The organism is Neisseria sp. P0021.S007 (genome assembly GCF_051956855.1).
In genome coordinates this window covers 1-525 of record NZ_JBQCXA010000871.1, presented here as the reverse complement: position 1 = coordinate 525, position 525 = coordinate 1, and the positions used below count along the sequence as shown (strand labels likewise).

At 42.1% G+C, this 525-nt stretch carries 1 pseudogene; it reads right to left on the bottom strand.

Going from position 1 to position 525, the window contains the following annotated elements:
- Positions 1-202, bottom strand: a pseudogene (locus ACTHUR_RS16445) (AI-2E family transporter); the annotation flags it as partial.
- Positions 203-525: the final 323 nt, after the last annotated feature.

The window sequence follows — 525 nt, the reverse complement described above, 5'->3', positions numbered from 1 at the left end:
AGAATGTGTATAAGAGACAGGTATTGCGCGTGAGCATACGGCGGCGCAACCAAAGAATCAGACCGTTGGTCTTGGTGATGAAGACGTAGGTTAGGATGACGGCGAGCAAAAGGGGCAAAAAGTGGAAGTACAGCACCACAAACAGGGCAAGCCCCATCAAGATGTAGGATGCATTGCGAAAGCGGGAATGTTCGAAAATCATTGGATGTAATGCCATGAAATATATAAATTTAAACAATCAAGCTATGAGGTGCGATTAATAAAGCAGGACAAGGGGGTTAACCCGCCTTTTGAAACTTTATTTCAATTTCGCTTGACCTGACTTCGGTTTACAAACAAACCGTTACAATAAAAACTCAATCGCACCAAGTAGTTATGCGGTTGTTTTTACGCAAATTGCCATTTGGCATTTGACGGAATTATTTTATCAGACAAATTTCCCGAAAGGATATTACACATGAAAACATTGTCTAAATTGACCTCTCTCGTTCTTGTTTCTGCCGGTTTGATCGCTGCTCCTGTGGC